This window comes from Pseudomonas putida, from assembly GCF_028682635.1.
Taxonomy (GTDB): domain Bacteria; phylum Pseudomonadota; class Gammaproteobacteria; order Pseudomonadales; family Pseudomonadaceae; genus Aquipseudomonas; species Aquipseudomonas putida_AE.
In genome coordinates this window covers 1-24,731 of sequence record NZ_JANHLK010000010.1, presented here as the reverse complement: position 1 = coordinate 24,731, position 24,731 = coordinate 1, and the positions used below count along the sequence as shown (strand labels likewise).

The 24,731-nt window shown below is 55.9% G+C and carries 25 protein-coding genes and 2 pseudogenes; 11 read left to right on the top strand and 16 right to left on the bottom strand.

Annotation, left to right across the window (positions count from 1 at the left end):
- Positions 1-21 precede the first annotated feature (21 nt).
- The 4 genes and pseudogenes from NPS56_RS14385 to NPS56_RS14370 form a co-directional block, all read right to left on the bottom strand.
- Complete coding sequence (locus tag NPS56_RS14385; protein WP_274075198.1) at positions 22-1,122, bottom strand: low temperature requirement protein A; 1,101 nt, start codon at positions 1,120-1,122, stop codon at positions 22-24.
- A gap of 519 nt (positions 1,123-1,641) precedes the next feature.
- On the bottom strand, positions 1,642-2,169 hold the full coding sequence (locus tag NPS56_RS14380) for a DsbA family protein (RefSeq protein ID WP_010459441.1): 528 nt from the start codon (positions 2,167-2,169) through the stop codon (positions 1,642-1,644).
- 17 nt (positions 2,170-2,186) lie between these two features.
- A complete protein-coding gene (locus tag NPS56_RS14375) occupies positions 2,187-2,723 on the bottom strand; it encodes a redoxin domain-containing protein (protein ID WP_064677812.1) in 537 nt (178 codons plus the stop codon).
- Positions 2,724-2,759: 36 nt separating this feature from the next.
- A pseudogene (locus tag NPS56_RS14370) lies at positions 2,760-3,065 on the bottom strand (TolC family protein); the annotation flags it as partial.
- Positions 3,066-3,493: 428 nt separating this feature from the next.
- On the opposite strand from NPS56_RS14370, the gene NPS56_RS14360 reads away from it, so the two are divergent.
- Positions 3,494-6,259, top strand: a complete 2,766-nt coding sequence (locus tag NPS56_RS14360) for an AAA family ATPase (RefSeq protein ID WP_425313630.1) — start codon at positions 3,494-3,496, stop codon at positions 6,257-6,259.
- Between the two features lie 192 nt (positions 6,260-6,451).
- Entirely contained in the window at positions 6,452-6,862 is a 411-nt protein-coding gene (locus tag NPS56_RS14355; protein ID WP_274075351.1) for a phosphate-starvation-inducible PsiE family protein, read from the top strand.
- A gap of 122 nt (positions 6,863-6,984) precedes the next feature.
- Here the strand turns inward: NPS56_RS14355 and NPS56_RS31190 are convergent.
- From NPS56_RS31190 to NPS56_RS14340, 3 genes and pseudogenes are all read right to left on the bottom strand, one after another.
- Positions 6,985-7,208 (bottom strand): annotated as a pseudogene (locus NPS56_RS31190) (aminotransferase class I/II-fold pyridoxal phosphate-dependent enzyme); the annotation flags it as partial.
- Positions 7,209-7,266: 58 nt separating this feature from the next.
- Complete coding sequence (locus NPS56_RS14345) at positions 7,267-8,148, bottom strand: hypothetical protein (RefSeq protein WP_274075196.1); 882 nt, start codon at positions 8,146-8,148, stop codon at positions 7,267-7,269.
- A gap of 351 nt (positions 8,149-8,499) precedes the next feature.
- On the bottom strand, positions 8,500-8,934 hold the full coding sequence (locus NPS56_RS14340) for a hypothetical protein (protein WP_274075195.1): 435 nt from the start codon (positions 8,932-8,934) through the stop codon (positions 8,500-8,502).
- Between the two features lie 81 nt (positions 8,935-9,015).
- On the opposite strand from NPS56_RS14340, the gene NPS56_RS14335 reads away from it, so the two are divergent.
- Positions 9,016-9,285, top strand: a complete 270-nt coding sequence (locus NPS56_RS14335; protein ID WP_034022979.1) for a helix-turn-helix domain-containing protein — start codon at positions 9,016-9,018, stop codon at positions 9,283-9,285.
- A gap of 81 nt (positions 9,286-9,366) precedes the next feature.
- On the opposite strand, the gene NPS56_RS14330 is transcribed toward NPS56_RS14335, so the two are convergent.
- From NPS56_RS14330 to NPS56_RS14315, 4 genes are read right to left on the bottom strand one after another with little or no spacing between them, the layout of a single operon-like run.
- Entirely contained in the window at positions 9,367-9,762 is a 396-nt protein-coding gene (locus tag NPS56_RS14330; protein ID WP_274075194.1) for a hypothetical protein, read from the bottom strand.
- An 8-nt stretch (positions 9,763-9,770) separates the two neighbouring features.
- A complete protein-coding gene (locus NPS56_RS14325) occupies positions 9,771-11,879 on the bottom strand; it encodes a hypothetical protein (protein ID WP_274075193.1) in 2,109 nt (702 codons plus the stop codon).
- Entirely contained in the window at positions 11,866-13,386 is a 1,521-nt protein-coding gene (locus NPS56_RS14320; protein ID WP_274075192.1) for a tyrosine-type recombinase/integrase, read from the bottom strand. The genes NPS56_RS14325 and NPS56_RS14320 overlap by 14 nt, the downstream gene beginning before the upstream one ends.
- A gap of 11 nt (positions 13,387-13,397) precedes the next feature.
- The gene (locus NPS56_RS14315; RefSeq protein WP_274075191.1) at positions 13,398-14,651 is read right to left on the bottom strand and encodes a tyrosine-type recombinase/integrase; all 1,254 of its coding nucleotides are present in this window, start codon (positions 14,649-14,651) and stop codon (positions 13,398-13,400) included.
- Between the two features lie 243 nt (positions 14,652-14,894).
- Here NPS56_RS14315 and NPS56_RS14310 point away from each other — a divergent pair, with 243 nt between their 5' ends.
- On the top strand, positions 14,895-15,500 hold the full coding sequence (locus tag NPS56_RS14310) for a class I SAM-dependent DNA methyltransferase (RefSeq protein ID WP_274075190.1): 606 nt from the start codon (positions 14,895-14,897) through the stop codon (positions 15,498-15,500).
- Positions 15,501-15,709: 209 nt separating this feature from the next.
- Here the strand turns inward: NPS56_RS14310 and NPS56_RS14305 are convergent, their stop codons facing one another.
- The 3 genes from NPS56_RS14305 to NPS56_RS14295 all read right to left on the bottom strand — a co-directional run bounded on the left by NPS56_RS14305 (position 15,710) and on the right by NPS56_RS14295 (position 17,782).
- Positions 15,710-16,168 (bottom strand): RES family NAD+ phosphorylase, encoded by a 459-nt coding sequence (locus tag NPS56_RS14305; protein WP_274075189.1) that lies wholly within the window; start codon positions 16,166-16,168, stop codon positions 15,710-15,712.
- Positions 16,168-16,680: a type II RES/Xre toxin-antitoxin system antitoxin gene (gene parS, locus NPS56_RS14300; protein ID WP_406590778.1), complete on the bottom strand. Its 513-nt coding sequence runs from the start codon at positions 16,678-16,680 to the stop codon at positions 16,168-16,170. The genes NPS56_RS14305 and parS overlap by 1 nt, the downstream gene beginning before the upstream one ends.
- Before the next feature lie 184 nt (positions 16,681-16,864).
- Complete coding sequence (locus NPS56_RS14295; RefSeq protein ID WP_274075188.1) at positions 16,865-17,782, bottom strand: MerR family transcriptional regulator; 918 nt, start codon at positions 17,780-17,782, stop codon at positions 16,865-16,867.
- A gap of 162 nt (positions 17,783-17,944) precedes the next feature.
- Between NPS56_RS14295 and NPS56_RS14290 the strand changes: the two genes are divergently transcribed.
- From NPS56_RS14290 to NPS56_RS14260, 7 genes are all read left to right on the top strand, one after another.
- Positions 17,945-18,391 carry a PAS domain-containing protein gene (locus NPS56_RS14290; RefSeq protein WP_274075187.1) on the top strand — a complete coding sequence of 149 codons (447 nt, stop codon included), beginning with the start codon at positions 17,945-17,947 and terminating at the stop codon, positions 18,389-18,391.
- A gap of 124 nt (positions 18,392-18,515) precedes the next feature.
- The gene (locus NPS56_RS14285; RefSeq protein WP_274075186.1) at positions 18,516-18,938 is read left to right on the top strand and encodes a nuclear transport factor 2 family protein; all 423 of its coding nucleotides are present in this window, start codon (positions 18,516-18,518) and stop codon (positions 18,936-18,938) included.
- Entirely contained in the window at positions 18,935-19,684 is a 750-nt protein-coding gene (locus NPS56_RS14280; RefSeq protein WP_274075185.1) for an SDR family NAD(P)-dependent oxidoreductase, read from the top strand. The genes NPS56_RS14285 and NPS56_RS14280 overlap by 4 nt, the downstream gene beginning before the upstream one ends.
- Positions 19,685-19,690: 6 nt before the next feature.
- Positions 19,691-20,938, top strand: coding sequence for an NAD(P)/FAD-dependent oxidoreductase (locus NPS56_RS14275; protein WP_274075184.1), 1,248 nt, complete (start codon positions 19,691-19,693; stop codon positions 20,936-20,938).
- Entirely contained in the window at positions 20,935-21,738 is an 804-nt protein-coding gene (locus NPS56_RS14270) for a DUF1365 domain-containing protein (RefSeq protein WP_274075183.1), read from the top strand. The genes NPS56_RS14275 and NPS56_RS14270 overlap by 4 nt, the downstream gene beginning before the upstream one ends.
- On the top strand, positions 21,713-22,972 hold the full coding sequence (locus NPS56_RS14265; RefSeq protein WP_274075182.1) for an SAM-dependent methyltransferase: 1,260 nt from the start codon (positions 21,713-21,715) through the stop codon (positions 22,970-22,972). The genes NPS56_RS14270 and NPS56_RS14265 overlap by 26 nt, the downstream gene beginning before the upstream one ends.
- A gap of 1 nt (position 22,973) precedes the next feature.
- Entirely contained in the window at positions 22,974-23,465 is a 492-nt protein-coding gene (locus tag NPS56_RS14260) for a DUF2878 domain-containing protein (RefSeq protein WP_274075181.1), read from the top strand.
- Positions 23,466-23,471: 6 nt separating this feature from the next.
- Here the strand turns inward: NPS56_RS14260 and NPS56_RS14255 are convergent, their stop codons facing one another.
- Positions 23,472-23,996, bottom strand: a complete 525-nt coding sequence (locus NPS56_RS14255; protein WP_274075180.1) for a DUF3833 domain-containing protein — start codon at positions 23,994-23,996, stop codon at positions 23,472-23,474.
- Positions 23,997-24,006: 10 nt separating this feature from the next.
- Positions 24,007-24,564, bottom strand: coding sequence for a chalcone isomerase family protein (locus NPS56_RS14250; RefSeq protein ID WP_274075179.1), 558 nt, complete (start codon positions 24,562-24,564; stop codon positions 24,007-24,009).
- Between the last annotated feature and the right edge of the window lie 167 nt (positions 24,565-24,731).

Here is a 24,731-nt window from a genome sequence, read left to right as displayed (position 1 = left end):
ATATGGCCCAACTTTAAAGATTCAACGATACCTGAAGTTTAGTAAAACATAACAGATCATGGTTGCTGTCAGGCCGACCAATATGTACTCGACGCGGGGTAGGAATATAACCAAACCACCTAGAGAAAACACGATCAAGGTGTTTTGTAGTATGTATTTCCTTATTTTAGGTACCGCTATGAAGTAGCCATATTGCTTGCCTAAGAAAAATAAGGCCATGCCGATGATTGACGTAATCTGGAAATCGCGCATCGCAATGTCATTCAGGATCGCATGCCTGATCAAATTTGCGAGAAGTGCTAGCCCCATAAATAGAAAAAGGTGCGAGTAGATTAAGGAGTGTCCACTCATACTACTTTCATTTTTGCTCAACAAGTAAAAGCTATCAAAATATATCCACCAGATACTGCAAATCATGATAAATCCGGTGATTGCCGCCATCACATTATAACGATCCCATTGAATGTCAGATAACCCTCCAGAAAGGCTAATTACCGACTCGCCCAATAAGATGAGGGTGAGTAAACCTAGTCGTTCAACCAAGTGTTCTGTATGTGCGGGCAATGGCTTTAGCTTACCCCAAGAAAATAAAGGGAGCAGAATATCAAGAAAAATCCCAATGTAAGCGACAAGGTAACGCATAGGTGGGTCAAAAAGAATGGATGAAAGACTAACAGCTGCGCTAACTAACAGGGCGAAGCCAAGCCTGGAGGAGAATTCACTACGGTGATCGAATTTATTTATGGACGAAATGTACATAATACTGATGATGGCACGTATACCAAAATAGCAGGCAATAACAAGCGCATAGTTTACTTCCAATTCTTCCCCAATCCGTGCAGACAGCACAATGAGCAGCAACATTAAAAATAATGTTGCCAAACGGTGAAGGTTACTGTCTGTATCAAACCTATTTGAGTAAATCGTGTGGCTGGACCAGATCCACCATAATGGAACAAAAAGCAGTAAAAATGTCCATAATTGCTCCTGTTCAAAGTGGCCGTGATGAAGATGTCCGAGAGTATGCGTAACCTTGCCAATTGCTACAACAAAAATCAGGTCAAAAAACAACTCTAACCATGTGGCGTGTCGATTTTTTTCATAATACTTCAAAGATTTCATTCGCTGCTGGCTCCGTGTGCACCTCTTTAATGTAGAAGGAAACTAACGGATAAGCGAACGGGTGGACGGGTATAGGCGTCAACCTTGGGGGCGGTCGCAAAAACTGAGTGCAACACCTGACCTAGTCCACCACCACGTCTGTTAGTACGGTCAATACAGAATCCAGCGTGCCATCGGGCCGATAGCAACATTTCGCACGGGCGGACCTTAGCGGGCAACTGGGCTGCTGTTCCGCCAACCATTCATTCAGCGCCTCGACCAGGACACGGGCCTCGACTATGGAATCTTCCGAACTGTCAAAAATTAACATCGCCATTTTTTATGTCCTCGGTTCGCTGGGCTGATATTTTCGTGCCGCTGCTTTATGAGCGATGCTTATCGTTGGCAGCACCGTGGATTCTTCAATCTCCCGTATTGAAATATTATCGAACGCACACCTGGTGCGCTGCGCAATAGGGCACGTTCGCCCTCGGCTACGGTGTGGGTGATGCCAAGCGATTTCACTATCTAGCGATTTCGTCAACTCACTAACGAAAGCTCAATCATCTGACTCATCTCGGTGAACTCTGGAGCCCCGTCATAGCGAAGCCCGTCAATGTAAAACGCTGGGGTGCCATTCACGCCGCTCCGTACGCCGCCATTAAAATCGGATTTTATTTTGGGTACGTAGGTACCGTCTTGCATGGCAAGATAGAGTTCTTCGTCGGAGAGGCCATGTTTTAGAGCGATGGCCCGAAACAGCGGCAGGCCCAATCGATCCTGATTTTCATACAATTCGTCGTGCGCCTCCCAGAAGAATCCTCGACTCCCGGCAAACTCAGCGGTGACAGCTGCAGCCATCGCATGCGGGTGAGCAGTGGTCAGTGGAAAATTACGGAACACGAACAGCAAATCATCGCGAAAATGCTGTTGCAGATTCTTGACTATCCAATACGCTTCAGCGCAATAGGGACATTGATAGTCGCCAAATTCCACCAGTGTGACCTTGGCATGCGCACTTCCCTGGCGATGGTCGCTGGCACTTACCGGGACTTTGAGAGTGGCCATGGGATCACCTGTTAAATTTAGGTTGGCGTGCTTTGTGATGAATTCGCCAGAGCATCCAGCGCATCCAGAATGCCGTCCGCCCCCGGATTGATTGCCATCGGGGAGACGTAGCTCCAGGCGACCACCCCCTCCTTGTCAATCACGAACAGCGCCCGCTTACAAACCCCCAGGTGGGACTCGTAGGCTCCATACTGCCGCGCCACAGCCCCTTTGGGCTCGAAATCGGCCAGCAGGCTGAAGTGAAAACTCCGATCTTTGGCAAAGGCCTGATGACACCAGGCGCTGTCAACTGAGATACCCAGTAGCGTAGCACCGTATTCTCTGAATGTGGGTAGCAACTGGTTGTACAAAGTCAGTTGGTCGCCACAAACCGAAGTCCAGTCTGCGGGATAAAACGCCAGTATCACGGGATTTCCCTTTAGCTCGCGTAGCGACAACTGCTGATCAGGGGTTGCGTACAGAGTGAAGTCGGGCGCGACAGTGCCGGCCGGCAGCGGCCCCTGAACCAGGTCGCCATTCGTTTCTTTCGCATCATCCAATTCTGAAGTGTGCATGGCTTGAGCCCTTATAGATGGGCGGTTGGGGTCTGCTCAGCGGGATACGACTTGCCCGGGGGGATAACTCCATCCACCGCCAAGTGATTTATAAATGGCGACGATGCCTCGATACACCTCGTTTGAGGCCTGAGCCTGAGTGTCTTCGGTTGCGAGACGTTCACTATCCGCATCAAGAAGCACGAGGAGATCCGCCGTGCCTTCGCGGTATTGGATTGAGGCCAGGTTGGCAGCGGAAAGGCTGGATTCGCTCTGACGCACCATTGACTATAGTCGTTGTTGGCGCTTGCCGTAATCGCTGAACGCGTTCTCCGTTTCCTCCAATGCCGGCAAGACCTCGCGCGCTCGTTCTTTTGCTGTCATTTTCGGCGGCTTTTTTATCCGATGGTTTTGGTGCGAACCGCAATCATGTCCTTGCTGATCGATTCGCCCCTGCGAATTCCGACATCGAAGCGTTGCTCGATCACGCTGGTGATTCCATAGCCTCATTTGCTGATGAGTTGGTGGTTTACGACTGGCGGTATTTTTGAGCACAAATTTATCAGACGTCGTTCGTCGGTATCCTGGGTCGCCCATAGCGTGTTTTGATGAGATCCGACTATCGTTATTGGATGGCGTCGTCTGCCGAGACTGCCATTCCCTCCAACGTAATCGTCTTCCTGAGCAATCTCAGCGTATTGCGGATCTCATGCCCCTGTTGCTTGAGCATCGTTTACGGGGCCGTAGATCCATCTGAATGAGTCCGTGTTATCCATCTTTGGAGACAACTCATCATGGCTACTCTCTGTGAAATATGTAATGCGAGACCCGCTGTAGCGCGAGTGACCGTATCGCAAAATGGCCAAGCCAGGACAATGTCCATTTGCGACCACGATTACCGTCAACTCTTACGCCATCAAAGCATGTTGAATCCATTCGACTCTCTGCTGGGCGGGGGTGTGTCCCGCTTTTTCGACAGCATGGGCGGAGCAAAGGATCAAGCGGGTGATGACTTCAGGCTCTCTGCGCAAGTGCCTCGAGAATCTGTCGATGCAACCGATGCATTCAGTTCCCAGACGCTGGAAATCCTGCAACGCGCGGGTGAGAAAGCCCATGAGCTCAACCGCAGCGAGCTCGATACTGAGCATTTGTTGTATGTGCTTGCGGATACCGATGTGGGTACGGCGTTGCTTAAGGAGCTGAAGCTTTCTCCGGACGAGATCAAAGGTTACATCGATCAACATGCTCAGAGGGGCACAGCGGAGGCCCAGGCCCCGGTGGACCAGATGAGCATTTCGCCGCGGTTAAAGAAAGTTTTCAATTTTGCGTTCCAGGCATCTCGTGATTTAGGACATTCGTACGTTGGCCCAGAGCATTTGTTGATCGGGCTTGCCTCTGTACCAGAAAGTATCGCCGGGACATTGCTTAAAAAATACGGCGTAACGCCTGAAGCCTTGCGGCAGAAGGTGGTAAAGGTGGTGGGTAAGGGGGCTGAGGATGGGCGAGTCGACACCCCGACGGGAACACCGACACTCGACAAGTTCGGTCGCGACCTGACGTCACTGGCTCGTGAGGGCAAACTGGATCCCGTACTGGGGCGCGCGCAGGAAATCGAAAATACCATCGAGGTGCTGGCGCGGCGCAGAAAGAACAATCCGGTTCTTATCGGCGAACCTGGCGTCGGTAAAACAGCCATCGTTGAAGGGCTTGCACAACGAATAGTAAAGGGCGATGTCCCTGAGATTCTGCGTGGCAGACGGCTGGTTGAGATCAATCTGAACTCAATGGTTGCGGGCTCTAAATATCGTGGTGAATTCGAGGAGCGAGCCAAGCAACTACTTGATGAAGTCGCCGCAAAAAGCTCGGAGCTTATTCTGTTCATCGACGAGTTGCATACGATCGTTGGCGCGGGGCAGGGTGGTGAGGAGGGCGGCCTGGATATTGCCAACGTACTGAAACCCGCATTAGCGCGCGGGGAGCTCAGTTTGATCGGTGCGACGACACTCAATGAGTACCAAAAGCACATCGAAAAAGACGCAGCGCTTGAACGACGTTTTCAGCCTGTGCTGATAGCCGAGCCCACCGTCGAACAGACCATCATTATCCTGCGTGGGCTGCGCGATAAGCTTGAGGCTCACCATCAGGTCACATTCGCCGATGAAGCATTTGTGGCGGCAGCAGAGCTGTCGGATCGTTACATCACCTCGCGCTTTTTGCCGGATAAAGCCATTGACCTGATCGATCAGGCAGCCGCCCGCGTTCGAATCAGTTCCTCCTCGAGGCCGGCTGGCATTCAGGAGCTGGAAGCGGAAATCACGCAACTTAAACGTGAACAGGATTATGCATCCTCCCGTAAACGTTTTGATGAATCCAAAGGCTTCGAAGAACGCATTGGTCAAAAACAGACGCAACTGGGAGAGGAAACAGAAGCCTGGGAGCGCAAGACAGGTTCCGAAACCCTTGAGGTGACACTGGAGTCTATTGCCGAGGTGCTGTCCCGTCTCACCGGTATTCCTGTGACCGAGCTTACGCAGGAAGAGCGTCAAAAGCTGTTGAATATGGAAGACACATTGCGTGATCGGCTGGTCGGGCAGGAAGACGCTGTTCGCGCGGTCAGCGATGCCGTTCGTTTGTCTCGAGCCGGACTTGGCCAAGCCAACAGACCTATTGCCACGTTCCTCTTTCTTGGCCCTACGGGCGTTGGCAAAACTGAACTTGCCAAAGCGTTGGCGGAAACGGTGTTTGGTGACGAGCAATCGATCATTCGTATTGATATGTCGGAGTACATGGAGCGGCATGCGGTTGCTCGTTTGATCGGCGCGCCACCCGGTTATGTGGGATATGACGAAGGCGGTCAGTTGACAGAGCGTGTCCGCCGCAAGCCCTACAGTGTGATTCTGCTCGACGAGATCGAGAAAGCGCATCCCGATGTGAGCAACGTATTGCTGCAGGTATTCGACGATGGGCGTCTAACGGACGGTAAGGGACGTGTCGTGGACTTCAGCAATACGATCATCATTGCCACCAGCAACTTGGGCTCTCCCATTATCATGGAGAATCTTGAGCGCCCCGAAGATGAACGCCTTACGGATAAAGCGTTACGCGATGAATTAATGGGCGTCCTGAAAGGGCATTTTCGTCCCGAATTCCTTAACCGTATTGATGACATCATCGTGTTCCATGCCCTTACCCGTGACAACATCCGATCGATTGTGAGCATTCAGCTTGATCGGGTCATTCGAACCGCAGCTGCACAGAACATCACAGTGAAAATTGATGGCTCACTCATCGATCATCTGGCGGATGTTGGTTATCAGCCTGAGTTTGGCGCGCGCGAGTTGAAACGTCAGATTCGCCAGGCCGTCGAAACGCGGCTTGCGAAGGAAATGCTCGCTGGCAAGCTGCAAGCCGGCGACAGTGTTGAGTTGGGTTACGACAAGGGGCGTAGCGAAGTGGTCTTCAATAAGGTGGAGGTGGATGCGCCAAAGGCCTCCGAAAGGAGTAGTCCGCCAGACCAGCCAGATGATCTGGCACCTACTGCGGAGACTGGGACTTAGCCCCAGCACACTCACGTAACCTGGGAGCAGGCCTGTTGATCACGACGTGCAGTGGTGTACTGGATCCTCTAATGCCTGGACGAGCCCGGCAGACTGAAGACGCAAGTGTGGAGGGTTATCGTGTCAAAGCCTGATTCTGAAAGGCGTGAGCGCAACTCGACGCTGAAAAATTTCAGGCTTCAGTGGGCGCTGATGAATGCTTACGAACGTTTCGAACAATTGGTTGTTATTGCGCTCAGTCTCATCATCGCGTCTGTGATTTTGATGGCTCTACTGCAGCTCTGTCGCAGGGTTGTACCGTTGGTGATCGGTGGTGCGATTGACCCTCTAGATCACGATGTTTTCCAGGCCCTCTTTGGCTCAATCTTCACCGTGCTGATAGCCCTGGAGTTTAAGCATTCGATTGTGCGCCCGGCCCTACGACGCAACAGCATCGTTCAGGTTCGCACAGTGCTGTTGATCGCCTTGCTGGCGCTCAGCCGGAAGTTCGTTATTCTCGATTCTGCCGCTACTCCTGCGCTCACCATTGCCGCACTAGGATTTGCCACCCTGGTGCTCGGCATCGTCTGCTGGCTCTTACGGGAGCGTGATAAGGATGAATAGCTACGAGGGCTTCGCAATGCCAACAATTTTCCACCGAGAGAACATCGAAGCCCGCCAGAAATGGCTCGACACCAAAAGCAAGATCAGCCGGTAAACGTGCTCAGATCGCAAAGTCGGTGGAAGGACTCCTTGCATGAGATGATCACCGGTGTGGCGTCGTTCAGTCGGGCGATGTCCGGGTAAGAAACCCAGTACGGAGCATGCACGATGACTTCATCACCCAAGTTTAAGGTCGCGACCAGGGCGTGATAAATGATGTGCTTGCCACCGCAACCGCGATCACTTCGTCTAGGGCATAGTGTAAGTCATTGTCGCGCTCAAGCTTCAGGCAGATCGCCTGAGGCAACGGGCCACGGCGATCATGAGTTTGATCCAGTCTTCTAGTTTGTGACATTTTCGCAAGATCAAATGCCAAAGAACATTTTTCGATCTTCACTCTTATGCAAGTTATGCTTTGCGATGTGATAAAATTTTGGCTCAACCTTATCTGAAAATAACATGAAAGGTAATTCATCTATGCAGATTTCAGCTACAACGGCGCCAAAATCCTTGTCATAGCAATCTTGAAGAATTTTTAGATTGGTAGAAGGGAAACTGTCCTTGAATTCTTTATTAAATTCTGGGTAAAAATACCTAATTAGCGCCGCTTCATACAGAGAAATTTTTTCCGCTTCTGTAGTGTTTTGCGCTTTGTCCAAGCCTTGTTTTATCCGTGCATCACCGCTATCACCATTTTTAGCAAATGGGTTCATCATTGTAATGAGTTGATTGCTAGGCTGAATGGAAAGCAAAAGCAAAGTCAGTTTGTGCCCTGGCGGAACTCCCTTCAGCGCTATTTTTTGCAAGGTTTCATGTTTTAGTAGTCGATCAATAGCATTTCTTGAACCGTCTTGACCGTATGCCTGGCCTATGTACTTTACGTCGAAAGTAACAGCTTTAAATTCATTGTTTAGACGGGCTTGTACATGCTCCATGTCAGGCCACATCCTTTCGCCGGTCGCATCCTCTAGGAAATTATAACCGTCTTCCATCTTGTAGATTAAATCAGGTATTGAATACGTGACAGTATACTCTTTGCCCAATACATTCAATTGTATATTAAGCTCATCTCCCGTTTGGCTTGCACCAGTGAAATCCACAATTGGTGTGTATCCGATGCAGTAAATATGACACGTTTCAATGACGCTCATCATAGATTGCAAAATGGCTTTATCGTAAATAGCCTCAGCGGGCATCGTGCAATAACTGTAGGCATACATGCCTATGGCATGCTCGACATCATTCAAAGCACGACCAAATACATGTGTTTTGAGGGCGACTCGGGATTTTCGATCAATTTTCCTACTCCTTGTGTCAAATCTGTAAAGCTTACCGTTTCCGGCAAGGGCAATGGGAGACCGTCAGCCAGTACATGAGCTCCCTTCCACGCCGGTAATTGAACCCTGCAGTGGTAGCTGCACTTTCTCAGAGGCGCTGCAGAGTCAAGGTCCACGCTCAATGGGAAACGTCATAATCGGCATTACCGGCTGCGCATTCAGCCGTGAGACGGCCAATGCCAAGTTCACTCATCCCAGTAGAGTGGCTCAACCAGGCGGTCAGGGTCTTACGCGCGTGGCGCGTCAGCGAAATGGCTTAAATCAGCGGAGCGAGATCACAACCCTGCTGATGTTACCTTGCTCGACCTCCAGCCCAGGGTCACATGAGTCGGTGTAAACCGCACCCTCTTCGACCTTGAAACGGTAGTGACGGATTGAGCCCTTTGACTTCGGAACGTATGCTATCTCCGTAAGCGGCTCCATTAACCATCTTTCTGTCCCGTTCATACCGGGCGGCGAGGCTAGGAGAATTGACTCAATTGTCACGCTCGATGTCCCGGCCAAGCTCAGTTCCTCCAAAGTTAGGACGTCAGAAATCATGAGCATGTGGCGCGAAGATGAATCGCCACCGCGTTTGAGGGCTGTGAGATAAAACCAAGGCAGTGAGATAATCTGCTCCACACACGACCACAACTGGAGATCTGACTCCAGCCGTGACGAGAGGGGCATTGCGTCTCGTCGATAGGTTCTGAACATAAATGCCTCCCAATGAACACTATAGATTGTAGCTCTATAGTGTTCGAAAAGGCTTCATCTTTCCATTTGCGAGTAAAGCAAATGGAGTTGAAACAAGCCTTCGGATCAGCGCTTCGCGCCTTGCGTATCAGCAGAGGTCTAACCCAAGAGGATTTTGCTTTAGTCAGCAGCCGCACGTTCATGAGCTCGCTGGAGAGAGGTATCAAAGGCGCGACCTTAGAGAAGATCGACGAGCTAGCAGGTACAATTGGAGTGCATCCGGTATCCGTTATCGTCGCCTGTTACCTTGAGAAAGACCCAGCCGTTAAACTGGAGGATCTGCTTGAGCAGATCCGTAGCGATCTCAAGTAGTTTGCGCCTCTCGCGTGTGGTTTTGGACATACATCAGACCGGACTCACATACTATGGGCTTCGACGTGAGTGATGATCCGCTCACTGCTTTCGCAACGGACCCAGTACGCCTTCGACGTCCAACCCTTTCAATAGGCAGTTATGCGCAATTACGGACAGCGCTTCGTAGAGCCTATCGCGCTGTGTAATCAAGGCGGCATTTTCCGCCTGTAGATGAGCAATGCGCTCTTCGAAGCTTCTCCGCCGGCGGGCACCGTCCGGATCTATCCCGCTTTCCTTCAGTTGTGCGATACGGGCGGACTCGATCCGCCGACCACGATCACCTACTAAGGTCGCGCGGCTTGTCAGGCCCAATCGACGCTGTACTTCGGGGCGTGAGATAGGCGCGAGCTCCAATCCTAAGCTAACCATTTGGGCGAGGAGGGCATCGATCGCCTCGTCCAACGTGCCGCCCCTCAAAGTCTGTCGTTGCGCCATGGTCGCCTCTAATCGTCTGAAACCGAACTGTGTCGTTTGTGCGTGTCCGCAACCGTCATTGGATGCCCATTTGGAAACACGCGTTGCACACCTGCATTGGTATCGCGTGCGAGGACTGATTTTAAATTGTTGAGTTTGTCCTCCTGGTCCGCCAGCCATACATCGCTGCCTGCCTCTCCGGCGCCGGCATCGCGCATGATAGTAATTGCGGTCGTAAGATTCTCGGCTTGTTTCTCAAGGTTGGCCCGTTCCGATGGAGTGCCCATCAGATGGAGATGCGAGCAGCCATTCCAGCACTGAAGATGCTTAGGGCAGGGCGCTTGGGAGAAATCGTGAATGCAACCTCCGAAGGGTGTCACATGCAGCGCCGTGGCGTGTACGGCAAGGAATGCTTCTGCCGTGGTCGTGCCTTTATTTGACAGCAAAGCATGGTAACTATCAGTCAAAGCGCCCTGAATGCGCTTATCTCTTATGCCCGCGTGCAGGAAATCGATGCGCTCGTGATGGCTATTGAACGCCAAGAACTCTTGGTGGGCAGCAGTGTTTTCTTCAATGCTTGTGTGTTGGTAATAGGTATTTTGGTCGAGGCGTTTTCGCCCCAGGGCCAGCGCTTGCTGAACATCGCTCATGCCAGTCAGATGGTAAATAGTGTTTCGCCAGTGTCGAGGTTGGTGGCTTGTTAGCCGAATCGGAGCCCCATCAGACTCGGTCAATGACCGTCGCGAAAAAATGGACGCGTGCCTTTCATCGCTACCTAGCGCGTGATTAATATCCAAGAGGGTCACACGACGGGGGATTGCTCGAAATACATTTGCTTCCCGTCCACCGAGGCGGAATTGACCATCAAAAGCAATGGCTAGTGTTTCGCTGGTTTTCAGGACAATACGAAGCGTACCTCCGACATTTTCCGTTAATACTGTATGTCCACGAAGCTTGGGAACGAGCAGGCGCTCAATATCACCGGCCAAGTATCTCCGCTCGATCGCCTTAGACTGATGCTTAGTCTCGTCGTGGGGGTGAACTCCGTTCCGAGAAAAATACACATAGAGATTTCTAGCTGTGTCTCGGTTCTTGCTAAACCCGAGCCATTCTAGAACCGCAGCCTCTGACATTGCCGTCTGAGGTGAGTAATGCCAGAGACGCCCAGGATGGGCTTCTTGCCACCTAGCGAGTTCTCGTTGTTCTTGCGTCAGCACCTTCAGTCGTTCGACCGCGCGCCTAGCTAAAGGAACGTCGCTTTCCGCGAACCAATGAACACGGGATTGAAATTGCTTTTCCGCAAAGTACCTGATCCCGCATTCGACTATGGGTTTACCATTGGCATCTACAACTACCTTTCCTGCCGTCCCTTTGATTGGCCGTTCGACCCAACAGTCATAGGGAATTACTGCTACCTCATTACCCCGTTGCCCAGTCGCGATCAACAAATCGATCACACGCAGCAAAATTTCTTCGCCCTCACTGCGCGGATGGTTCGAGCATAAGGCGTAGGCTTCCATCGCCTCGCGAGAAGGCAACTTGTCATCAGACTTACGCTGTTTTACCGCACGATCAGGATCGTGCAATGAAATGTAGTTGTGGCGGCGTTTCTCTGGTTTTGCATCATGCTCAAAGTGGATGGCGATCTCGGTTAATTGCAGATTATCAATCGTATCCGCTATTACCTGAAGATGAGAGATCGCGTCGTAAAGGTTCTTGTAGCCACTTTCGCGGAGAAAGGCTACGACCCGATCAAAATCGCCTCGCGTCAACTGTGTGGGGTCGGGCACGCGTCTTTCAAACAAGGGATTGTAAAGCCGCCGGACGGCAATATTGTAGGCCGCGACCATCGAAAACTTCAGGTTCCGGGTGCGTTGCAAATACACAATCAAGGCCTTGCTAAAATCTTGGAAAGTGCAGGGGAGTGGTCCCTTAGGCGGGGCGGGATAGCCTGTCTTCTCAAGGGCTTGCCGATGCGTTTCGAAGGTAAGAGCATGTTGGTTATCCCGTTGTGGTAACCAACTTCCGACGCCCCACACCGGTGACGCCCACGGTGTTGAAATTGGTAACGACTGAAAAATCGCTTTTTCCTGTGTAATAAAGCCCTCGAGATTCGGCCTTGCCCTAGACAGCGTCATCTGCGGCACCCTCCGTGTGCTGCCGGCAGCGCTCGATGGTAGCGCTTACCGCCAGGATGGTTGTCTGATGCTGGGCGAGAGGCCGATTGTGAAGGAGGTCTCCGGCTTGTTCTGCCATGTCAATGAACCGTTGGGCTTCTCGTTGCAGCGCCTCTTTCACCTGCTCATGGCGGCCGTCAGCAAAGGGGTGAAACTTCTTGCAGGTGTAGCAGGCATAGACGGGATTGTAGGGGCAGTGCGTATGAACTGGGAGGGCACATGCACCGATGTCCCCGATGTACTGTGTGTCGATCACGCCACGGATCGCTCTTTCGGCAGCGGTATCGCGGCGTTGCACGACTTCCCCGGTCAAGAGACTGCGCATAATGCGTTGATAGGCGGGACTCTTGCCGAGTGCTTTCTCTTTGACCCGGGCAATGTTGGGGGTTGCCGTGACGTAAGCACGCGCTGCAACAGTGCTGTTGTGGCCAAGCAGTTCGGCAATCATGTCTGCCGGTGTTCCCTGGTCCGCCAAACCTTGCCCTAGGTGATGACGGAGCAACATGGTTACTTGGTTAGGCTTGTCTATCCCAGCCTCTCTCAGTTCATGTTTGAGTCCCATTATGATTTCAGTTACAGACAGTCTTCTTCCGTTAGAATTTACAAATAATGGTTCGCAGTTGCTGCTAAAGCGGCGTTGAATTTCTGAAACATGCCGTGAGATTTTTTCACCCAGTCGGGAGGTGACTTTGCGCGGCCGTCGCTCAGGTCTGCGTTGGCCGACCTTTTTGGCCATGGGTAGCCACAGGGTGTAGTACCTCTCATGATCAGCACTTTCAATGAACTCAAAATCCGAGATGTCAAGGGAATGGAATTGAATCGAGCGTGGTGCGAGTTCGAAACCCAAGTGAAGCATTATATTAAACTGGGCTTCCCCCCAAGAGTTAGATGAAATGTATCGTTCAATGCGTTTGAGCAACCGAACTTCCTCATCAAGGTCTAAGCCAGACTGCGAGAGAAAAATTCGCGCATACGGGTCAACCCGTGCTGACTTTGTATCTTTGATCGTTAGGTAAGTATTTAGATCAAAACCTTTAATCCCTCTATCAACTGCCCAGCGATAAAGCCTGCGAAACCCAATGAGATTATGCCTGGAGCGCTTGAATCCTTCTAATTGGGCGATTAAATCTTGATGATCCCAAGGAAAGTGGCGGGCGAGATTGGTACTTGATAAATAGACAAGAGACCTTACAAATATGAACGCTGTTTGGGGAGCATATTTCTCTAACGCATATGCCATAAAGCCTTTGGCTATTTCATTAAACTCTGGAGTTAAGTCAAGCTCGGCCCAATCAATTGTCATCGCAATACCGCCGTCGTACCACGTCCAGGCGCTCAATCGAGTATCGACGTACCTTGGCTGGTCATTAGTGCGAGTTCGAATCGCAACCTGAGCCGGGCCCTCGAACTCGTAGGCCGGAAAAGAGGAGGAGGGTGAAGCCTGTTCTTGATCGGCTGATTTGGTCACGGCGAACCTCTTTAACTGTCAAGTCGGCTCCAGGCTGCCGAGGCACGCTGGGCATTGTGGAGGTTGGCCGACTCAGCTAGATAACGACTTGCATAACGGCGTGGCATCGTCGACGTATCAGACCAACCGCAGACTCGTCGGAGTTCGTCCGTAGCCCGCTCCAGGTCATGCCCACGCTTCTCGACCAGGTAAGCTAAAAAGCGGTCGGCAAACGAGTGGCGAAAGTCATGCGCGGAAAGTGTAGGCAACAAACTTGGATGAGCCAGTTCAATGGTCAGAAACAGCCGATCGAGGACGTTAGACAGTGCGCGAATCGACAGCGGGCGGCCTCGATCCGAGATGAACAGATAGCGGTACAGCAATTTCATCGGTTTGCCGTCACGCAGAGGGCGCCGTTCGCCCTGGATATAGTGTTCGTAGACCTCATACAACTGTGCGGAGATACCTACTGTCCGTCCGTGGGTTTTCAGCGCAGGCTCTTCAGCGCGTGGGTCGGCTGGGTCATGTTCGCGGTCATTGATGCTGACATAGGCATGCTGAGAACCCTGATTGATGTCCGTGGTGTAGAGCTTCAGAAGCTCTCCGCGACGGATACCGGTCTCCAGCAGCAATTCAATCATTAGCCAATTGCGCAACTGCAATCGTTCCGGAAACGGATTCTCCGCAGCGCCCGGGCGAATCAGTGTGCGAATGATCTGGAGTTGAGCATCTGTCAGGCTGCGGTAACGAGCGTGGTCGGGACGAACATTGATGATATGGCTCTCAAAGCGTCGTTCAATGACGTCGGCGACATCTGCAAATACAACCTCGATGTTTGCCAGGGTGGTTGAGTTCTGACGGGCGCGCGGGATGTATCGGGTGACACACCAGGACAGGTACTGCTTCAACAGCCGCAGGTACTGGTCACGGGTACGCGGATCGATCAGCGGAAAAGATGTCGTTTTAGCTGTGCCAATTCGGGCGACTAGGTTGTCGGCTTGACGGCCGCTCTGGAGCCAGATGGCGTAACCGTCCAGTAACGCCAGAATCGCCTCAAAACGGCCCGCCAAGATGGCCTCATCGATATCCAGCTCCCGGCTTTTGGCATAGGTGTAGAAAGCCTGGATCGCCCGCAGGTGCGCTGCTGCGGTGTTGTATGCACGATGCCTGAGCTTGAGCTGGACGTAGATGAATGGGACTAGCTTGGGCAATGGCGCCGCCTGACCATCCTGCACAAGCAGCGGTACACGCTGACCAGAAGAGTAACGGCACTGAATCAGCTTCATCGGCAGCCACCTCATTAAATAACGCGCCATGAACACGAAGGACATGGCCCGTTGAGAGCGTGGACGGTAGAAGCGGGTTTGTCGAATCAGTGCTTTAGGCTGCTGATGAACATACCTAACATAGCACCTCGTTTAACATAATATACATTATGCGTACCCATAGGTATTCCACACAGGGCGTCTCCAAGGTACATTTCAAACCCCAGCCACATCCCTCGACCACATCCCTCAGGATTGCCCCTCATGCATGAAGCAGCTCATCAAATCATCGATCTCTACGAGCGTCACGCTCAAACATGGGATCGTGTTCGCTCGCGGCGCCTCGTCGAGCAATCCTGGCTGGATCGTTTTCGTCAGGCCATGCCTGTTGCTACTGGTGATGTTCTCGACATCGGCTGTGGCTGTGCCGAACCCATGGCCGCTTACTTGATCGACGCCGGACACAGCGTGTGTGGCATTGATTCGTCCATGGCGATGATCACCTTGTGTCAGCAACGTTTCCCACAGCACGACTGGCATGTTGCCGACATGCGCCAGTTAGCGCTTGATCAGCGTTACGCGGGTATCCTGGCGTGGGACAGTTTCTTTCACCTGACGCCTGAGGATCAGCGCCGAATGTTCCCGATTTTCCAGGCCCATGCCCAACCTGGTGCCGCATTGATGTTTACCAGCGGAACGGCCCATGGCATCGCGTTGGGCAGGTTCGAGGGTGAAACGCTTTATCACGCCAGCCTGGACCACGATGAGTATACTGCGCTGCTCAATGCCCATGGTTTTAGCGTCGTTGAGCAAGTAACGGAAGATCCGGATTGTGGTGGGCATACTATATGGTTGGCTGTTTTTGGTTAGAGTCGCACCTTTGCCCTGTGCGTTTATATGAATAATCCTTATAACTCAACTAAACATCTATTTAGTTGAGTTATGTTTCAACAGTCCTGGTAGATGTCCCCTGCCCTCAGGTCAAGAAATTCCTATCCAGGTCGAGGTTAGGGTCAAAGTCCACGAAGTTGCGACGCAAGTAGCTTTCCATTCCAGGAGCTCATGTGAGGTGAGATGCCCTACTTGAACATGCGAGGGTCGTACATGAAGTCAAAGACATCGACCACCTTGATCTGGCTGACCGCCGGATGATTGGGGTTGATCACCACATTACGCTCCAGGACCAACACTGCCGAGGGCACGATCAAGCCAAGGTGAGTGTTCGCCTTCAGCCAGGTAGTGCCGAAGTCCATGCCTGGACGGTCAGCGGGAAGACTCGCCCAGCCTTCAGGCAAGGTTTTTGGATCAGGCTCCCAGTAAAGCGCGGCATCGGCGGGCAGCTCGAAGCAGGTGATCTTCATCGGGAAAGTAGGCTCGCCCCCCGCATGGACGAATGTTTCAAGGCAGCAGATAGCCGGTGTCAGTCCCATGTACACAGCTGGCACGTCCTGATCGTTCCACCGCCCTCCTTCGATGGCAGCTCCCATACCTGATAGATCGGTCGCACGTTTCGCTTTCGCAATTCGCCAAGCCCGCATCAGGCTGCACCACCCCATTCAAGGGCATGCAGGACACGGCGAACCTGCCTGGCGCCTATCTCGGTTTCGCAGAGCATGATCGGTGCGGCACCGCCGAGCGCTTTATTGGCAGTCGACATCCATTGAGCCGCTTTCTCCTGGCTCTCAAAGACCTCCTCGGCCAGGTGACCCACTGTGGCGATCCGATCCAGGCGTTCGGAGGCAACGGAATCCAGGTTCTTGTGCTCACGCCGACGTCTTTCCAGTGTCGAGAAGGAGGCATTGAGCAGCGTTTCCAGATTGCGCTCATGGAGGTCGAAGGTCTGCCTGACCGCGTAAACGAGATAGGCGGGAAATCCCTCCCTGATCTGATTCAGCCGCTCGGAGTCCTTGAGAAACTCGCGGGCGGAACTGAATCGCCAAAAGGCCGCAATCCCGGCTTCACGAGGCTCTTCTTTGATTTTGGTCGGACGCGGAGCAACCGTTGAAGCGCTCATCATCACTACCTCCAAATGAATAATTTTTTCAGTCAAATGAACTATACGCCATTTGCTTTCCACAAGGTACTGCCAATGAGCGGCAACTCATGAGGCCTGGTGCTGTGGGGTGCTCAGTCTGCCGGTGATTCGCATACTGCCAGTGCTCATCAGGCTGGCGGGAACCCGTTTCGATCCGAAACCCCGTCGTGTTCCCTGACTTGAGCTGGAACAACCGGATTCAAATTTGCAGCGTCCCCCTGACCAAGGCTTCAAGCCTGCGCAAAATACTCGCTTCGTCATTGCCCAGAATGGCAATCGAAGCACCGCGCACGCCTGACGCCGAAGTGGCAGCTGCGTCGCCGGCCAACGCCACCGGGCACGCGACGCCCATTTGAAGGGCGCGCAGGCGCTGGTGCGCATCGGCCTGCAGAGGCGCCTGGACCCACAGCACCAGCGCGGCGGGCTGCATCGCTTTACACAGCAACGGCAGTTCTTCCAGGGGCTGGCCCGGGCCCAGCACCTCGATGCGCAGCTGGTCATTGCTCATCAACACACCGGCACACAACAGCTCCAGTTCGTGTGCATGACCCGAGCCGTCTGCCAGCAGCACGCACGCACCCTTGCCCGGGTTCATCTGCAGTCGCAATAACAACCGCGCACGCAGGAAGGCGTCCAGGAACAGCCACTGGCTGCGGCGGCCGAAAGCATTGCCGGCTGCCAGTCTGCGCCAGACCGGCAGCAGGATAGTCTCCAGCACCGTAGCCTTCGGGTAGAGGGTGAACAGTTGCCCGTGAAGACGCTCCAGCTCGGCGCCATCAAACGCCTGGGTGGCGCGATGAATTGCCTCTTGCCATTGGACCAGGGGCGCTTCGACCGAGCCTGATCCAGCGATACCGGGGGTGTCCTGCTGGCGCACGAGCAAAGCGCCTATCTTGCTGATCGGCAGGCCCCGGCTCGTCCAGAGCATGATATTGCGGATATGTTCGACGTCCTGTTGTGAATACAGGCGATGACCGCCCACCGTGCGTACTGGTCGAATCAGCCCGTGGCGGCGCTCCCAGGCCCGCAGGGTGATCGGGTTGACGCCGGTCAGGCTGGCGACTTCGCGCATGGGGAGCAAGACGTCGTCGGAGGCGGATTCGCTGGGCTCGGTCATTGAAAGGGGGTGCCTGCTGAGTGTGTCGGCATTCTAAACCAGGCCCGGCACTTTTAAACCAGCCTCCATCGAAGACCGGCTCCTGCGCCCTGCCATCTAGGCATCGCTGTCGCTGACGACTACGCTGTGGGGCAAACCCACGAACCACCGCGAGCCCAGACCATGATCGACGCCAAACTCCTGCAACTGATGGTCGAAGCCTCCAATGACGGCATCGTCGTGGCCGAGCAGGAAGGCGATGACAGCATCCTCATCTATGCCAACCCTGCCTTCGAGCGCCTGACCGGCTACAGTGCCGACGACATTCTCTACCAGGATTGCCGGTTCCTGCAGGCCGACGATCATGCCCAGGCAGGCCTTGCGGTCATCCGTGACGCCATCCGCCTCGGTCAGCCCTGCCGCCAGGTGCTGCGTAACTATCACAAGGATGGCAGCCTGTTCTGGAACGAGCTGTCGATCACCCCCGTGCACAATGAAGCCGACCAGTTGACCTACTACATCGGCATACAGCACGACGTCAGCGACAAGATGGCCGCCCTGGAAAAAATCCAGGCACTGGAGAACGAAGTGGCCGATCTTCGCCGTCAACTGGCGAGGCTCGGTGGCTGACACCCGTTACGCCACGACCGCCACAAAAAGTGTACAAGCATATTGACTTGTACAATTTTCGCCCTAGGCTACAGATAAACCTGTACAGTTTTATCGACTTGTACAATTTTGCCTGGAGCCTGTCATGTCTGCCTATCTCCGCCATTTCGCTGACACGTTCGCCACGCAGAACGCTGATAGCCTGCACAGGCTGGGCGAGCTCTACAGCAACGACGTGCAGTTTCGTGATCCCCTGCATCAGGTGGAGGGCTTGCCGGCACTGCGCGGTTACTTTGAAAAGTTGTACAGCAACGTCGAGGATATTCGCTACGACATCCTTGACGTGGATGAAACCGCGCCTGGCCACGGTTACCTTCGCTGGAACCTGCACTTTCGTCATCCACGCCTGTCCCGCGGCCGGCCGATCCGCCTGCAAGGGTGCAGCCACCTGCGCTGGGCGCAACAGGTCTACCTGCACCACGACTACTTCGATGCCGGCGCCCTGCTCTACGAGCACGTTCCGCTGCTTGGCGGGGTGATCGGCTGGATCAAGGGCAGGCTGGCATGAGCCGCTGCTGGCTGACCGGCGCCAGCAGCGGCCTCGGTGCTGCCCTGGCCGAACGCCTTCTGGATCAAGGTCATGAGGTGGCCTTGGGTGGCCGGCGCGCGGAAGCACTGATGCCGCTGATGCTGCGCTACCCCGGGGCCCTGCTCGCCACTGGCGATGTGACTGAGCCACGCCAGGTCGAGGCGATTTGCGAGAACATCGAGCAGGCGTGGGGCGCGCTGGACCTGGTGATCCTGAACGCCGGCACCTGCGAATACCTGGTGCCCGGCGGGTTCGAGGCCGAGACCGTCGAGCGTGTGATACGCGCCAACCTGCTGGGGGTCAGCTACTGCCTGCAGGCGGCCCTTCCCCTGCTGCGCCGCGGGCATCGACCCCACCTGGTCGTGATCGGTAGCTCGGTGACCTGGCTGGCGCTGCCGCGGGCGGGAGCCTATGGCGCGTCCAAGGCGGCCCTGAGGTATCTGGTCGAGTCACTGCGCCTGGATCTACACGCCGAAGGCATCGATGTAACGCTGGTCAGCCCGGGCTTCATCGACACCCCGCTGACCCAGCGCAACACCTTTGCCATGCCACAAATCTGGAGCGCCGACCGCGCCGCGCGGCATGTGATCGTGCGCCTGACGCGCCGTCCGCTGGAGATCAACTTTCCACGGCTTTTCACTCTCGTCCTGCGCCTGCTCGGCGCCCTGCCAGCGCGTTGGCGCCTGGCCCTGGGCCGTCGCCTGGCGCGAACCGAACAGGAATAGCGGCACATGCGCATCGCCATCATCGGTAGCGGGATCTCTGGGCTGACCTGTGCCTATCTGCTGTCACGTCGTCATGAGGTGGCTGTGTTTGAAGCGGCTGACTGGATTGGCGGTCATACCCATACGGTCGACGTCGAATGGCAGGGACAGCGTTATGCCGTGGACACCGGTTTCATCGTCTTCAACGACTGGACCTACCCCAATTTCATTCGCTTGCTGGATCACTTAGGCGTCGCCTCGCGCCCCACCGAGATGAGCTTTTCCGTCAACGATCCGCACAGTGGCCTGGAATACAACGGCAACAACCTCGACACCCTCTTCGCCCAGCGCGGCAATCTGCTGTCGCCGGGCTTCTGGGGCATGTTGCGCGATATCCTGCGCTTCAACCGCCAGGCGGTGGCCGACCTGGACGGCCAGCGCATCGAGCCCGGCATGAGTCTGGGCGATTACCTGCACTCGCGAGGCTACGGGCAGCGTTTCATCCATCACTACATCGTGCCCATGGGCTCGGCCATCTGGTCGGTCTCAAGGGCCGACATGCTGCACTTTCCGCTGCACTTCTTCGTGCGGTTCTTTCGTAACCATGGCCTGCTCTCGATCAGCCAGCGGCCTCAGTGGCGAGTGATCGAGGGTGGCTCGCGCAGCTACGTGCAACCGTTGTGCAAGTCCTTCAACGAGCGCATTCGGCTAAATTGCCCGGTGCTGAGCGTGCGACGGGACGACAGCGGCGTGATGATCGACAGCGCCGCAGGCCATGAGCGTTTCGACAAGGTGGTGTTCGCCTGCCATAGCGACCAGGCCCTGGTGTTGCTGGAGCAACCGTCGATCGCCGAGCGCGAGGTGCTCGGCGCCCTCGAGTATGCCGACAACGAAGTCCTGCTGCACACCGACACCCGCCTGCTGCCCAGCCGGCGCAAGGCCTGGGCGAGCTGGAACTATCGCCTCGGCGGACCCGCCCATGCCCCGGCGGCCGTGACCTACAACATGAACATCCTGCAGGGCCTCGACGCCCCGGTGACCTTCTGCACAAGCCTCAACCAGGGCGACAGCGTGGACCCGTCGAAGGTGCTGGCACGCTTCAATTATGCCCATCCCCAATACAGCCTGGCCGCCATGGCAGCCCAGGCGCGCCAGGGTGAGCTGCAGGGAAACCAGCACAGCTACTTCTGCGGTGCTTACTGGGCAAACGGCTTCCATGAGGATGGCGTGGTCAGCGCACTGGACGTCGCCCAAAGCTTCGGGGAGCGACTGTGAACAGCAGCCTTTGCTACGGTTGGGTGAGCCACCGGCGCCTGGCGCCGCGGTTCCATGGCTTCCGCTATCGCAGCGGCATGTTCTACCTGGACCTGGACGAACAGGAACGGCTGCTGGGCCTGTCCCCGCTGCTCGGTGCTTCTCGCCTGGCGCCGTTGTGCTGGCGGGAAACCGACTACCTGCCGGCCTGGACTCGTCGCGGCATGCCCTTGAAGGATGCCGTGCGCGAAGTGGTGGCCAAGGCCCTGGGCCAGGCTCCGGGCGGCGCCATTCATTTGCTGACCCAGCCGCGCAGCTGGGGGATTTCGTTCAATCCGGTCAGTTTCTACTTTTGCCACGACAACGACGGGCTGCTGGCGGCGATTGTGCTGGAGGTGCGTAACACACCCTGGCGTGAGCGCTTTCACTACGTGTTGTCGGTGCTGCCCGGTCAGCCCCGACAGTTCTCGGTCAACAAGGCCTTCCATGTCTCGCCGTTCCTGCCGCTGGACATGCAGTACCACATGCGCTTTGACATTGACGGCGAGCACCTGCGCATCCACATGGAAAACCGCTGCGAAGGGCAAAAAGTCTTTGAGGCCGACCTGGCCCTGCGCCGCCAGCCACTGGATGCCGCCGCACTTCGACGCCACGTATTGGCCTTCCCCTGGATGAGCCTGCGCACCCTCGGCGCCATTTACTGGCAAGCCCTGCGCCTGTTGCTCAAGCGCACCCCGCTCTACACCCATACGCCCTGTCAGAGCAGCGAAACCCCTGTCATCGAGGAGTCCGAGCATGTCCGATCCAACCCTGAGCGTTAGCAAATCCTTTGGCCTGGCGCCGTTGTTCGGTGGCCTGGCCAGGAGCGCCGTGCTCTCGCAACTTCGCCACCTGCGCCAGGGCCGTCTGCGCCTGATCTGCCACGGGCGGCAGTGGCTGTTCGGCGACATCGGTAGCACGCTGCATGCAGAGGTCGAGATCGTCGACGAGGCCGCCTGGAGCATGGTGGCTGCCAACGGCTCGATCGGTGCCGGCGAAGCCTATACCCACGGCTACTGGCGCAGTCCGGACCTGGCCGCGGTCACCCGCCTGTTCGTCGCCAACCTGGAGGTGCTCGACGCCCTCGAGGGCGGCCTGGCGCGCCTCGGTCGTCCGATCCTGCGCCTGCTGCACGGGTTCAACCGCAACAGCCGGCGTGGTTCGCGACGCAACATCCTGGCCCATTACGATCTGGGCAATGCCTTGTTCGAGCGGCTGCTGGACCCGACCATGATGTACTCCGCTGCCATGTTCGACAGTCAGGAGCAGAGCCTGGAGCAGGCCCAATTGAACAAGCTCGAGCGTATCTGCGCCAAACTCGCGTTGCGCCCCGACGACCATCTGCTCGAGATCGGCACCGGCTGGGGCAGCCTGGCAATCCACGCCGCCACCCGCCATGGGTGTCGGGTGACCACCACCACGTTGTCCGAGGCGCAGTACGCCCATACCCGGCAACGCGTCCAGGCGCTTGGCCTGCAAGAGCGCATTACCGTCCTGCGCGAAGACTACCGCGACCTCGGCGGGCGCTTCGACAAGCTGGTTTCGATCGAGATGATCGAGGCGGTCGGGCACCGCTATCTGCCGCTCTACTTTCGCCGCTGCGCCTCGCTGCTCAAGGACGACGGCTTGATGCTGCTGCAAGCCATCACCATCCGCGACCAGCGTTATGAGCAGGCCCAGCGCTCGGTGGATTTCATCCAGCGCCATATCTTTCCCGGCGGAGCCCTGCCCTCCTTGAGCGTCATGCTGCAGACCGCCAGTCGCCACACCGCATTGAACCTGGTGCACATGGAGGACTTCGGCCTGGACTACGCGCGCACGCTGCAGTACTGGCGCGACAACTTGCGCCAGTCGCGCAGCGCCTTGGTAGAACTGGGGTATGACGACACTTTCCAGCGCCTCTGGGAGTTCTACCTGTGTTATTGCCAGGGCGGTTTCGAGGAGCGCGCCATCGGTGTCGCGCAACTGCTCTGGGCAGCCCCGGCCGCCCGCCGCGCCTCGCTGCCGGCCGCCTGAATTGAGCCGGGCCTGGTTGATCGGCAACGCGCTGTGGATGCAGGCCGCCTGGTGGGCTTGCGTGCTGAGCGAGCGGCATCCCTGGCTGCTGCTGCCAGTGGTGGCGGGCTTGCTGGTGCATCTGGCTGCTTGCCCACGGCCGCGGGACGAAGCAACCACACTGGTCTGCGTGGGGCTGACAGGCTGGCTGCTGGATGCCGGCCTGGGTGCGCTGGGCGTCTTCGATTTTACCTCGCAACCCCTGCCCCTGTGGCTGGCCCTGTTGTGGCTGGTGCTGGCCAGCGGGCTGCGCCACAGCCTGGCCTGGGCGCGACGCCCGGTGTGGTACGGAGCGCTACTGGGCCTGTGCGGTGGCCCCCTGGCTTACCTCGCCGGCGCAAAGCTGGCCGGTGTCGGTCTGCCTTTGGGCACCCTTGGCACGACCCTGCTGCTCGCGCCGCTGTGGGCAGTGTGGCTGCCGCTGATCCTGCGCATGGCTGCACCCCGTGCGTGAATCCGTTTACGGCTGGCGACGGAAGAACAGCGTCACTTGTCCCACCTCGACGCCAAGCTTGCTCATGCTCGTGCGATTGATCATGGTGTCTTCGTCCATCAGGTACATCCAGTCGTCCATATCCACTTCCCAATGCCTGCCGTCGACCGGCAGGTCAAGGCGATAGCGCCAGCGCAGCGCGTTGCCGGCGGCCTCGCCGCTTGCCTCGCCGATGACGTCGTCCGCACGCCCACGCCAACGCCCGGCGCCGGCGGGCTGCAGCGTCCAGACCCGGCGCTGGCGCGTGCCATCGCTGTAGAGAAAACGCTCGTCGAGAATCAATTGCTGCCCCTCGAGACGGCTCTCGATCTGCACGTGGAAACGCTTGACCACCTCGCCCGAGCGATTCTGGAACATTCCCCAGGCCTGTACCGGCCGGGAGAAGAACGCTACCAGATCCAGCGCCGGTCGCTCCTGGGCGTAATGCTCCACCCCAACGTTGTTGCAGCTGGCCAGCAACAGGCAAACGAGCAGTACCAGTATTCGACGCATCTCAACCTCCTCAATCAGCCGGCCCGGTCATCCCCAGCAGTCGTTGACGCAACGGCTTGTCCCGCGTGCGCGGATCCAGCCAGATGTCGAAGAAGGCGCGGGCAAATACAGGGTCGTCGACCCGCCGGCGAAGCTGGCCGTCGACGTAGAACGTGCAGCCAAAGCCTGGGTGGTAGACCCCGGTAATGCGCATTCCGGGCCGGACATCGACGAAGGCTTCATGCATTTCATCGGACCAGCGTTGAAGGGTGGACTCCTCTGGACGAGCCGGTCCCATGCGACGCATTTCCTTGAGGCTGGCCTCAACAAGCGTGCCCCTGGAAAAGTCACGGTGATAGGTCAGTTCAAGCGCAAAGGGTTGATCCCAGGTCATCGGCACCCCCGGGCTCCACAACCGTGCGGTGTACAGGCTTATGCCAAACCAGGTGAAGTCGCCGCTGCCCACCAGGCGAGCATCAGGCAACGCGGGACGCCAATCCGCCCAGGCAGGTACGGCGAGTATCAGCAGCAACAGCCAGCATCTCGACAGGCGAGGTTCGAGAAAGCGTCTGGGACTGGCCACGTTCATCAGCGTCTCGGCGTTTTTTTAAATACTATACAAGATTAGCTCAATGTATAGTTTTTACGCCATCAGCAGAGAATTTGTACAACTTTTCTACTCCATTCGGCACCTGAGCTGCTCGCAACTTGCGCTGGTCGATCATACCTGCCGGGTATCGTACGCCACCAATACGA

What these genes read in the sequence shown, in the direction of transcription:
- NPS56_RS14340 (WP_274075195.1), bottom strand. Translation starts at nt 8,934, where the DNA reads ATGTTCAGAACCTATCGACGAGACGCAATGCCCCTCTCGTCACGGCTG.
- NPS56_RS14250 (WP_274075179.1), bottom strand. Translation starts at nt 24,564, where the DNA reads ATGAACGTGGCCAGTCCCAGACGCTTTCTCGAACCTCGCCTGTCGAGA.
- NPS56_RS14255 (WP_274075180.1), bottom strand. Translation starts at nt 23,996, where the DNA reads ATGCGTCGAATACTGGTACTGCTCGTTTGCCTGTTGCTGGCCAGCTGC.
- NPS56_RS14295 (WP_274075188.1), bottom strand. Translation starts at nt 17,782, where the DNA reads ATGACCGAGCCCAGCGAATCCGCCTCCGACGACGTCTTGCTCCCCATG.
- NPS56_RS14265 (WP_274075182.1), top strand. Translation starts at nt 21,713, where the DNA reads ATGTCCGATCCAACCCTGAGCGTTAGCAAATCCTTTGGCCTGGCGCCG.
- NPS56_RS14335 (WP_034022979.1), top strand. Translation starts at nt 9,016, where the DNA reads ATGGAGTTGAAACAAGCCTTCGGATCAGCGCTTCGCGCCTTGCGTATC.
- NPS56_RS14310 (WP_274075190.1), top strand. Translation starts at nt 14,895, where the DNA reads ATGCATGAAGCAGCTCATCAAATCATCGATCTCTACGAGCGTCACGCT.
- NPS56_RS14315 (WP_274075191.1), bottom strand. Translation starts at nt 14,651, where the DNA reads ATGAAGCTGATTCAGTGCCGTTACTCTTCTGGTCAGCGTGTACCGCTG.
- NPS56_RS14355 (WP_274075351.1), top strand. Translation starts at nt 6,452, where the DNA reads ATGAATGCTTACGAACGTTTCGAACAATTGGTTGTTATTGCGCTCAGT.
- NPS56_RS14385 (WP_274075198.1), bottom strand. Translation starts at nt 1,122, where the DNA reads ATGAAATCTTTGAAGTATTATGAAAAAAATCGACACGCCACATGGTTA.
- NPS56_RS14305 (WP_274075189.1), bottom strand. Translation starts at nt 16,168, where the DNA reads ATGCGGGCTTGGCGAATTGCGAAAGCGAAACGTGCGACCGATCTATCA.
- NPS56_RS14285 (WP_274075186.1), top strand. Translation starts at nt 18,516, where the DNA reads ATGTCTGCCTATCTCCGCCATTTCGCTGACACGTTCGCCACGCAGAAC.
- NPS56_RS14275 (WP_274075184.1), top strand. Translation starts at nt 19,691, where the DNA reads ATGCGCATCGCCATCATCGGTAGCGGGATCTCTGGGCTGACCTGTGCC.
- NPS56_RS14380 (WP_010459441.1), bottom strand. Translation starts at nt 2,169, where the DNA reads ATGGCCACTCTCAAAGTCCCGGTAAGTGCCAGCGACCATCGCCAGGGA.
- NPS56_RS14330 (WP_274075194.1), bottom strand. Translation starts at nt 9,762, where the DNA reads ATGGCGCAACGACAGACTTTGAGGGGCGGCACGTTGGACGAGGCGATC.
- NPS56_RS14375 (WP_064677812.1), bottom strand. Translation starts at nt 2,723, where the DNA reads ATGCACACTTCAGAATTGGATGATGCGAAAGAAACGAATGGCGACCTG.
- NPS56_RS14280 (WP_274075185.1), top strand. Translation starts at nt 18,935, where the DNA reads ATGAGCCGCTGCTGGCTGACCGGCGCCAGCAGCGGCCTCGGTGCTGCC.
- NPS56_RS14290 (WP_274075187.1), top strand. Translation starts at nt 17,945, where the DNA reads ATGATCGACGCCAAACTCCTGCAACTGATGGTCGAAGCCTCCAATGAC.
- NPS56_RS14325 (WP_274075193.1), bottom strand. Translation starts at nt 11,879, where the DNA reads ATGACGCTGTCTAGGGCAAGGCCGAATCTCGAGGGCTTTATTACACAG.